The following is a 6,957-nucleotide window of genomic DNA, read 5'->3' as shown; positions in this document are numbered from 1 at the left end:
AAGTTCGCTGACGTCCGTACTCACCTAAGGAAAGTTTTTCAGAAGATTTTATCTTCAATTTGAGAGAGAGCTAAAACGATCCCTCTTGATATTAATAGCCTCTTAGGTAAGGAAGTAAGGACATAAGAGTTGTCCCAAGGACCAAGACCCAGAACCAGAAGGAATACATGCTTCTTTGGAAGACGCCTGGTGCTGGTCGGTTTTCTTGAATGTAGTGAAAAATAGCTTTTCTCTTTAAAATCAAGACGATGGTAAAGGCGATGGTTCCCCCTAAAAAGACAAGAATTTGAACCCACTCGGCTACATTCATATTGACATGCGTGCCGAGGTAATGAAGCCCTTGAGAGAGGACTAGGTTGTTAAAGATATGGTAGAAAATAGCCCACCAGATCGAATACTCGAAGGTCAAATAACCAAAGCCAAAGCCGATAATCGTCGCAAAGAACAACTGATCAAAATTGGCATGGAACATTCCAAAAGCCAAGGCTGTCATGACGATCGCAAAGACTTTTCCATACTTTTCTAAGGCTCTCAGTCCAGCTGCCCGGAATACCAATTCCTCTGTGATAGGACCGATTAGGGTCGCATAGAGCAAGAGACTCCAAGATTGGCTGAGTTGTTCAGACATGTCCTCTTGAGGCTTGAAAAAGCCCAAGGTTTCCATCATGTGGTCTAAGAGCTGAGATAAGGCACTAGAAGCCAATTGGGCAAACCCCAAGAAGGCAATGAACACTAAGAAAGTCTGCCAGGTCATCTTGCGTCCCTTTTGTCTCACATCTCCTTTAAAGAGGGATCCTTGCCGATAAAGGGCAAATAGGAGGACACCTATACTGACAGATATCAAGTAGCTAATCCCATTTCCATTGATGATTTTTTCTACATACTCCTGCTTCTCTGCCATCTCCAATCCATACCGTCCAAACATAAAGAGGGTAACGGCAAAGGTCGAAATGATGTTGACAAAGACCATGACCAAGAGATAGAGGCAAACCATCCCTGAAAAGCTTCCCAAATCCTTTTTGGGATCTATAAATCGATTGAACTGTTTCATCCATTCACTCCACTAATCTACTGTTTTTCTTTTCCGACTCCACCCGTAGCACCATCCAAAAGCCCCTTCATACAAAACAAAGAAAATCAGAAAGGCATGTAGGAAATAGTCCTCCGGTAAAGCTAGAATAATCGGATCCCGATAAGGATCAAAGAGCCAGGTAGCATCTCCGACAAAGAGGACTTGGTGAAAGAGGGTAAAGAATTGATCAAAACCAATAAAGAGGGTCACTCCTCCTATGATAATCGGCAAGAGAACCATCCCACCAAATAAAGGGCGATAGAGGCCTGCGTAACCCTTACGCATCACTGTTCGAATAAATCGTATAACTACTGGCAACAAGACCAAGAACAAGACCTGGGTCAGGTGAAAGAGGTATTTGACTGCTTGGAAATGATGAAGCCCATCTGGAGAGGATGGAAAATCCGGCATTTCCAGCTTCCAGGTAAAAGGACTGGTCAAATACTGCATGAGGATTTGAAAATTCTTCTGAATGACTGCAGGAGCCAAACCGGTCCGATTCTGAATTCGTAACCAGCTAATCTCCATGGGATAGATCACCCAGGCTACTAGAATGGTCCCCAAAATCACCGTTGCTAAGAGCCAGAGGACAAAGCCAGTTACTTTTAACCGATCACGCATCGAAATCCCACTCCGCTAAGCTAGATAAGACATGCGTTGGTGGCAAGGGTAGGTCTGGCACTTCTTCTGGCTTGGTAAAGCCAGTGGTCACCAGCAAAGTAGGGATACCATTGTCGATTCCTGCTCGAATGTCGGTCAGGTAATTGTCCCCTACCATGACCACTTCTTCGCGCTCTAGTCCCAGGTGAGCGATGGCCTTATCCATGATGATAGCATTGGGCTTACCGATAAAGGTCGGCTTCACGCGCGTCGCCGCTTCAATCAGGGCATTTAAAGCACCAGCCCCTGGCATCATTCCCCGCTCTGTCGGGATATTGAGGTCTGGATTTGTCCCGATAAAATGGGCTCCCTTTTGAATAGCCAAGGTCGCAATGGAGAATTTCTCGTAGTCCACTTCCCAGTCGAGACCCACCACGACATAGGCTGGATTTACCGTATCTTCGACAAAGCCTGCCTCAGCAATGGCCTGTTTCAAGCCTACATCTCCAATGACATAGGCAGTTTTCCCAAGATTCATGTCCACCATATAATCAATGGTTGCTAGTGTCGCTGTATAGATGGTATCCAGTGTCGTTTCGATATTGAACTGGCCTGCCAGCATCTCTTGAACCATTTCCGGCGTCCGGGTAGTATTGTTGGTCACAAAGAGATAGGGGATTTGACGCTCTTGCAATTCGTGGACAAAGGCTTCCCCAGCTGGGATCCGCTCCTTGCCCTTGTAGATGGTTCCATCTAAGTCAATTAAATAACCCTTATAAGTCATGGGATTCTTGGTCTCCTTTTTCACTTGCTTCCTCTGCTACTTTGTCCTGATCTTGAAACTGGCCTCCTGCTCCATACAGAAGCAAGCAAGCCCCGTATAAGGCAAATTGAAGGACCAGACCGAAGAAATTGATGCTTGCTTTTCCAGCCTGAGTAAAGAGGAAGGATGAAATCATCAAGATGACGATGGTCACCATCAAGCCACCGATCTTAGCCTGATCAATGGTGATGGTATAGACGCTGGACTCTTTTTCCTCATTGCTTTCTTTCCCTGCCTGGATAGGTTTCATAGTCTCGATGAAATCTGTCATTAAGGTCGCTGCAAGGCTGATAGTCGTACTGAAGAGGACACCTTGGGAGAGCTTATCAAAGAAGTTACTCCAGAAGCTACCCGATTGGCTGGTGATACTTAAGGAAAAGACAACGACAGGTAGGATAAAGGCTAAAATCAAATGAATCCAGACACGATACCAGCGTACATCTTCCTTGAGAAAACGAAGAAAGGCTTCAAAACTCAACCGATAGCGGACAAAACGAACCGCTTCTTCAATAAAGATATAAAAGGCTGCGACTAAGGTCAAGAAACCATCTCCCAACACATAGAGGGGATTTTTCTTACGACGAGCATAAGCAACAACCCGCCGTTGAACCTCCATCAAGTCTTCTTTTTTCTGTTTTAATCTTCGCTTTTCCATAATGTTTCCTTATCTATTTCTTCCCAAGTAATGAGGGCTTGGGCGTGGATTTGGCCTTCTGATGAGATGACATGGTTACTGATCATCCCTTCCCGCTCGACGCTAGAGGTGATCATGCCTCCAGGCAAGACTTCCTTGACATACTTGAGATGGACCCGTTTAGGGATATGCTGGGTTAGGAATTCCGCTCCCATTACTTCAAAGACCCAGTCCAAGTACTTGCTGTTGTTGACATGGCCGTTCATATCGAGATCATAGAAACGCACATGGTAGTCCTGCTCCATGGCTCCATTTAGCTCTGGATAGCGTGGACCACGGCGGATCTTCTTCTCAAATGGTGATTCATATGGCTCTGTGATCTCTTCTGGTACAGATTGGACCTTGCGGCTGTCCCGGTCCATCAAGACAAAGGTCGCTACCATCTCGACGATGGCTTCCCCCTTCTGGTCTCTGACAACAAAGGAACGGTAGCAAAAGAGACGATTGTGGGCGAGTGCTTGAGTCTCAATGGTAATTAGTTCATTAAAGACCGGTAGGCGATGAACCGTGATGTCATAGTCGGTGATGATCCAGACTAGATTGCGCTGTTCGAGCAGGTCCCTGTCACTGACACCCAGCTCCATGGACTGCATGCCTGAGACCTGCAAGGACAGGAGGATGAGCTGTGGCATCTTGATAAAGCCATTCACATCGCTCATATCAAAAGGAACTTTCATGTCATACTGATAAATTTTAGCCATCGTTTACTCCAATATAAATTTCTCTGCTACGGTATCACCAAGAAACAAACCTCTCTTGGTCATCCGAACTTGCTTGTCATCTGGAACCAAAAGGCCCTGCTCCGTCAGACTGGCCACCACTTGTCCATAGCGTTGGTCAAAGGACACACCGAATTTTTCTTCAAAACGTGCCTTGGACACACCTGTCTTTTTCCGTAGACCTAGGAACAACTCCTCTTCCATCTTCTCTTCCAGTGTCAGGTGTTCCTCTGTGATTCGAGCCTTACCTGCTTCAACAGCCTCTAGATAATGCCGGATAGGCCCGTGGTTCTTGTAGCGAATCCCGTCCACATAGCCAGAAGCTCCTGCTCCTAGACCATAGTATTCTGCATTATCCCAGTAGACCAGATTGTGGCGACTTTCAAAGCCAGGCTTGGAGAAATTGGAAATCTCATAATGCTCAAAGCCTGCTTTTTCCAACTCTTCAATGATGTACTCAAACATCTCTGCTTCCAACTCTTCTTTCGGTAGAGGAAGCTTGCCCCGTCTCATGCGATTCATAAAGACCGTGTGGTTCTCTAAAATCAAGCTATAGAGGCTCATATGGGGAATGTCCAGGTCGATGGCCTTAGCGACATTTTCCTTGACCTGGTCCATGGTCTGACCCGGCAGAGCATAGATTAAGTCGATGGAAATATTGTCAAAGCCAGCCTGCTTGAGGTGGCGGATATTGTCATAAATATCTTGCTCTTGGTGGCTCCGACCAATCTTCTTCAGCATTTTATTATCAAAGGTTTGGACGCCCAGAGAGACCCGATTAACCTGAGAGTCCTTGAGGACTGCGATCTTATCCGGATCCAAATCTCCTGGATTGGCCTCGATGGTAAACTCTTCTACCTCCGATAGATCCATGACCTTGGGCAATTCTGTCAAGAGATAGGCCAGCTGCTGGGCAGATAGGGCTGTCGGAGTCCCTCCACCAATGTAGAGAGTCCGAAGTTTGCCAATCTCATACGATCGAGTCTCCTGGATTAAGTGTTCAAGATAGGCATCGACCGGTTGATTCTTGATAAAAACCTTAGAAAAGTCACAATAATAACAAATCTGGGTACAAAATGGAATATGCACATAGGCAGAAGACGGTTTAGCTTGCATAACCTTTATTATACCACATTTCCGACCAAAGCCCGAGCAGAAAAAAGAGGGGGAAACAAGGATTTCCTTGACAAGAAGGAATGAAAGGATTAGAATAAAGCTAATCACATTCGGAGGTAAGGAGATATGAACAACTAAGTTTCGTTAAATAAGATACTTTATTTAGTGGACTGCTTGTTCTATCTCTTTTTGTGTACCCTCTCGCCTAATTTCCAACCTTTTGTTGGCAAAATAAGGTCTTTTTCTGCTTGGGTTTCACTTGAATACAGCTCTACTAAATAGGTAGAGCTGTTTTTTGTCCCAGTAGAAAGGAATCTTATGCTAAAACTATCCCACCTCACTATCCGACATACAAAAGATTTACGAGATCTGGTTCGAGATCTTTCCCTGACCATTCATGAAGGAGAAAAAGTTGCTATTATTGGCGAAGAAGGGAATGGAAAATCTTCCTTACTTCAGGTCCTCATGTCCCCAAAATCTCTACCAGATTATCTGACCATAGAAGGCGAAATCACCACTTCCTTTCACTCCTATGCCTATATTCCCCAGACTTTACCGAAAGCTATGAATGGAAAAACCTTGGAAGAATACTTTTTTGGAGAGGACGAGTTAGACTATGCCACCCTCTACAGACTGGCAGATCAATTGCATTTTAATAGCGAGCGCTTTACAAGCGATCAAACTATCGGAAGTCTATCTGGAGGAGAAACCCTCAAGGTCCAACTGCTTCACGAGCTTTGTTGTCCTCATGAATTGCTATTTTTAGATGAACCTTCAAATGATCTGGATTTGGAGACCTTGGATTGGCTCCAGCAGATGATCCAAACGAGCCCCCAAACCATAATATTTATTTCCCATCATGAGGATTTTTTGACTCAGACGGCGGATACAATCATCCACCTCAGACAGATCAAACACCGCAAGGAGGCTGAAACCATCGTGGAACACCTAGGCTATCAAGACTACAGTAGCCAGAGAGAACAACAATTTAAGCAACAGTCTCAGCAAGCTGCCAACGATCAACGAGCCTACCAGAAAACCATGGAAAAGCACCGTCGCGTCCGTCAACAAGTCGAAGCTTCCTTACGAAATACCAAAGATAGCACTGCTGGACGTCTCCTGGCAAAGAAAATGAAGTCCCTCCTCTCCCAGGAAAAGCGCTACGAGAGAGAATTCCAATCCATGACTTCCCAACCCTATGATGAGGAAATCATCAATCTGCATTTCCCTTCCCTCACTCCCTTGTCTCCTCAAAAACGTGTCCTTCTCTTAGATCAGGAAGAGCTCGCAATTGGTGACCGTGTCCTAGTAAAGAACCTCTCCCTCTCTCTTCAAGGGCAGGATAAGATAGGGATTATCGGTTCCAACGGTGTAGGGAAATCCACTTTCCTAAAAATGATCTGGGAGATCTTACGGAAGAATGAGAGCATCCGCACTGCCTATATGCCTCAAGATTACACTGAACGCCTCCCTCTAACTCAGACTCCGGTTCAATTTTTACAGCATTCAGGCGATCGCGAAGAAATCAATACCATTCAATTGCATTTAGCCTCTCTCAACTTTACCTATTCTGAAATGCACCATCCTATCTCTGAACTTTCTGGTGGCCAGCAAGGAAAACTCTTTCTCCTTCAATTAGTACTCACAAGACCCCAGTTTCTGCTCTTGGACGAGCCTACTCGTAATTTTTCCCCTACATCCCAACCAGAAATTCGACGCCTATTCGCAGACTACGCAGGCGGACTGGTTACAGTCTCCCACGATCGGACCTTCCTCAACGAAGTCTGCAAAAAGATCTATCGTCTGACTGAAAATGGCTTCGTAGAGATAGAGTCGCTCTAACGTAAAAAAGGCTGGGACAAAAGTCCTAGCCTTTCAATTGTCTTTGGATTGTCGAGCAAGACGCAGTGGTTGAGTGGGCTCTACTACGCTG

The 6,957-nt window shown here is 45.5% G+C and carries 7 protein-coding genes; 1 reads left to right on the top strand and 6 read right to left on the bottom strand.

Annotation, left to right across the window (positions count from 1 at the left end; all coding sequences use genetic code 11):
* Window positions 1-91: 91 nt before the first annotated feature.
* From ADF75_RS01830 to hemW, 6 genes are read right to left on the bottom strand one after another with little or no spacing between them, the layout of a single operon-like run.
* The gene (locus ADF75_RS01830; RefSeq protein ID WP_048788946.1) at window positions 92-1,051 is read right to left on the bottom strand and encodes a CPBP family intramembrane glutamic endopeptidase; all 960 of its coding nucleotides are present in this window, start codon (window positions 1,049-1,051) and stop codon (window positions 92-94) included.
* Between the two features lie 12 nt (window positions 1,052-1,063).
* Complete coding sequence (locus ADF75_RS01825; RefSeq protein WP_048788945.1) at window positions 1,064-1,693, bottom strand: TIGR01906 family membrane protein; 630 nt, start codon at window positions 1,691-1,693, stop codon at window positions 1,064-1,066.
* Window positions 1,686-2,456 carry a TIGR01457 family HAD-type hydrolase gene (locus ADF75_RS01820; RefSeq protein WP_048788944.1) on the bottom strand — a complete coding sequence of 257 codons (771 nt, stop codon included), beginning with the start codon at window positions 2,454-2,456 and terminating at the stop codon, window positions 1,686-1,688. Before ADF75_RS01820 ends, ADF75_RS01825 begins: the two co-directional genes overlap by 8 nt.
* Window positions 2,446-3,150, bottom strand: coding sequence for a hypothetical protein (locus ADF75_RS01815; protein ID WP_239665190.1), 705 nt, complete (start codon window positions 3,148-3,150; stop codon window positions 2,446-2,448). The genes ADF75_RS01820 and ADF75_RS01815 overlap by 11 nt, the downstream gene beginning before the upstream one ends.
* Window positions 3,132-3,890, bottom strand: coding sequence for an acyl-ACP thioesterase domain-containing protein (locus tag ADF75_RS01810; protein ID WP_048788943.1), 759 nt, complete (start codon window positions 3,888-3,890; stop codon window positions 3,132-3,134). Before ADF75_RS01810 ends, ADF75_RS01815 begins: the two co-directional genes overlap by 19 nt.
* Before the next feature lie 3 nt (window positions 3,891-3,893).
* Entirely contained in the window at window positions 3,894-5,024 is a 1,131-nt protein-coding gene (gene hemW, locus ADF75_RS01805; protein WP_048788942.1) for a radical SAM family heme chaperone HemW, read from the bottom strand.
* Between the two features lie 318 nt (window positions 5,025-5,342).
* Here hemW and ADF75_RS01800 point away from each other — a divergent pair, with 318 nt between their 5' ends.
* Window positions 5,343-6,866, top strand: a complete 1,524-nt coding sequence (locus ADF75_RS01800; protein WP_048788941.1) for an ATP-binding cassette domain-containing protein — start codon at window positions 5,343-5,345, stop codon at window positions 6,864-6,866.
* Window positions 6,867-6,957: the final 91 nt, after the last annotated feature.

This window comes from Streptococcus sp. 1171_SSPC, assembly GCF_001069335.1.
Taxonomy (GTDB): domain Bacteria; phylum Bacillota; class Bacilli; order Lactobacillales; family Streptococcaceae; genus Streptococcus; species Streptococcus xiaochunlingii.
The sequence above is the reverse complement of the archived record's forward strand: the minus strand, read 5'-3'. Positions and strand labels throughout refer to the sequence as shown.